This window comes from Dolichospermum sp. UHCC 0352 (genome assembly GCF_009711925.1).
Classification (GTDB): Bacteria; Cyanobacteriota; Cyanobacteriia; order Cyanobacteriales; family Nostocaceae; genus Dolichospermum; species Dolichospermum lemmermannii.
On sequence record NZ_VIKY01000228.1, the window covers coordinates 1 to 2,754 of the forward strand.

Annotated in this window: 2 protein-coding genes; one reads left to right on the forward strand and one right to left on the reverse strand. The window is 35.3% G+C overall.

Annotated features, from left to right (window positions below):
- Window positions 1-270 precede the first annotated feature (270 nt).
- Window positions 271-804: a COP23 domain-containing protein gene (locus tag FJR06_RS16205; RefSeq protein ID WP_168651809.1), complete on the reverse strand. Its 534-nt coding sequence runs from the start codon at window positions 802-804 to the stop codon at window positions 271-273.
- A 269-nt stretch (window positions 805-1,073) separates the two neighbouring features.
- Between FJR06_RS16205 and FJR06_RS16210 the strand changes: the two genes are divergently transcribed.
- Window positions 1,074-2,717 (forward strand): serine/threonine-protein kinase, encoded by a 1,644-nt coding sequence (locus tag FJR06_RS16210; RefSeq protein ID WP_254434441.1) that lies wholly within the window; start codon window positions 1,074-1,076, stop codon window positions 2,715-2,717.
- The last annotated feature ends 37 nt before the right edge of the window (window positions 2,718-2,754 follow it).

Consider the following 2,754-nt stretch of genomic DNA (forward strand, 5'->3'; position numbering starts at 1 on the left):
AGAGATGTGTGTACACCGTAGCCTTTATAAGGGGGGCTAAATTCTTCAAAGTCCCCCTTTTTAAGGGGGATTTAGGGGGATCGGATCACGTTTAGCATCCTGTCTAGAGATGTGTGTACACCGTAGCCTTTATAAGGGGGGCTAAATTCTTCAAAGTCCCCCTTTTTAAGGGGGATTTAGGGGGATCGGATCACGTTTAGCATCCTGTCTAGAGATGTGTGTACACCGTAGCCTTTACAAGGGGAGGGTTAGGGTGGGGTATTTTGTTATTTAGAGATGTTTTTTGAGATATTCACCCAGATTCAAGTAAGTATTTTCACCTGAATTTTGCCAAGTTATGTCTGAAGTTCTACCTTCTTTGATGTCCTTCAGTTCGGCTAAAACTGTAGTGGGATTTACACCTGGCCTGACACTAAATAAAATATTGTTTTTATTGCATTCACCAGGTTTAGCCGCACAGATAACTCCCAAACCATTCAACTTACCGGTAGTTAAATAATCTAATCGGCCTTGTTGGTGAAATTTCTGGAATTTTTTACTTACTTCATCACAGCGTCTTTCAGGAGTCCATTCGCTACCGGGAAAAGAGTCAGATTTCCAAGCAATAATGGATACATAACGCTCAGGTTTTTTGTCGGGAACGAAGGCCATGGTAGTGTGAACTTTTTTACCTTTGAGAAATTGAATGCGACAACGAAAACTAACTTCTTGCTTGGGAATCTCTTGACTCAAACCAGGGTTAACACTAAGGGTAACTGTCAATGCGGTGAATGCTAAGACACTAGTTAATGCTGGTAGTTGCATAATGCTTGACCTTTGATTACTGAATTTTGGTGATTATGGTAGTATTTAACTAGATTTATGTTATCTAAACTTTATACTTGGCGTAAGAATATGCACGCCCATAACTGATTATATACTAATTCTTATCAAAGATTAAGGCGTTTACCCAGAAGTTAACTTTATGATACAATCCTGTTTAATAGGTGAAGTGAACAGACTTATATATATAAATACCTGTTTTTGGTTAATGGATTAACTCTGTACCTTTATCATTTACCATACTATCTGTTATGTACTACTATTGTACCAGACCGCACTGCCCTAGTCCAAAAAACCGTTTTCCCGACTCTCCAGATTCTAATACTACCTCGGAAATATTCTGTCAAGCTTGTGGAATGCCCCTAATATTAAAGGGGAGAAAGGGACATTATCAAACTATTAAACCTCTGGGAAAAGGAGGATTTGGTGCTACTTTTCAAGCTATTGATTTAGATTCTGTGAATCAGCGTCAATGTGTAATCAAACGATTGAATATTAAAATTGATGAGATTCAAGCTGAACATGATAACCCGGAAATTGTTAATAAAATTGTTGAAGGAATCAAAGCCGCTTTTGATCGAGAAGCTCAGGCTTTAGAATTTTTAGGTGATAATAGCGGGAATATTCCCACTTTATATGATTATTTTTCTTTTACCGCTCCTGCTTTTGGTCAACAAGAAGAGCTTGAGTTTAAATATTTAGTACAACAATATATCCAAGGTGAAGATCTGTCTCAGGAACTCAGAAGAAAAGTTCGTTTTTCCGAAACAGAGACTTTAGATTTTTTAAAGCAAATTTTACCGATTTTACAATTTATTCATGACCAAAATTCTATCCATCGAGATATTAAACCCAGTAATATTGTTAGAGAAACAGCAACACAAAAACTATTTTTAATTGATTTTGGGGCAGTGAAACAAGTTGTTTCTGGTGAAACAAATATAAAAAAATCTGTACCTATTTTTACAAAAGTATACGCTTCTCCTGAACAAAGACCTGAAGAAGGAAGAATAGGAGAAATTTATCCGTCTAGTGATTTATATAGTTTAGCTGTTACTTGTCTGGAGTTACTCACAGGTACAACTCCTGTTGATTACCTTGACAATAATTACCGAAATTGGCGACAACAAGCTAGTATAATTATTAGCCCTTCTCTAGCTAATATTTTAGATAAAATGCTCAAGATTAACCCTAGACACCGGTTTCAATCAGCAGCAGAAGTTATGACGGCTGTAAATGAATCTCAAATAACCACACAACCAGATCATTCAGTCAATAATAATAATAATACAAAGCCCATCAATAAACCATCTCACAATTTAAAATTTTTACTCATAAAATCGGCTTTTTTAATAACTTTAATAACTATTGGTGTGATGGGTATTAATATTTATTTGCAACCACCAATTAAAGTAGTAGAATATGCAAAAGCTGGAGTTAAATTTAAATATCCTAAAAATTGGCAAGAAACACCAGTAATAGATAAATTAACGCGAATTATCCCGAAAAATACGATTTCATCTTCTCTAACTCCAGAATTTTTTATCACTATAGATGAGTTATTTCAGTCGGAGTCTTTGGAAGATTATACTAAGTTTTCTATCGGACAAATTGAAGCATTAGGACAAAATGCGAAAATTATCAAATCTGGACAAATACAACTTGGTGAAACACAAGGTTATCAAGTAGTTTATGAAAGCAGAGATAATATCCACAAGGTAAATTTCCAAGAAATGCAAGTATGGATTGTTAATGGTAAAAAAGCCTATATTCTCACCTATCGCGCTGAAGATAAATCCTATCCAGAGTTTGCGAAAACTGTGGAAGACACCATAATTAAATCCTTTAGACTGGAAAAATCCACATCTGAAAAATCCACAAATCCAATCTGGTAATTAAGAGGATGTTTGAAAAGTGGTATTCCGTAATTTT

Coding starts and splice junctions, on each gene's coding strand:
- FJR06_RS16205 (WP_168651809.1), bottom strand. CDS start 804: ATGCAACTACCAGCATTAACTAGTGTCTTAGCATTCACCGCATTGACA.
- FJR06_RS16210 (WP_254434441.1), top strand. CDS start 1,074: ATGTACTACTATTGTACCAGACCGCACTGCCCTAGTCCAAAAAACCGT.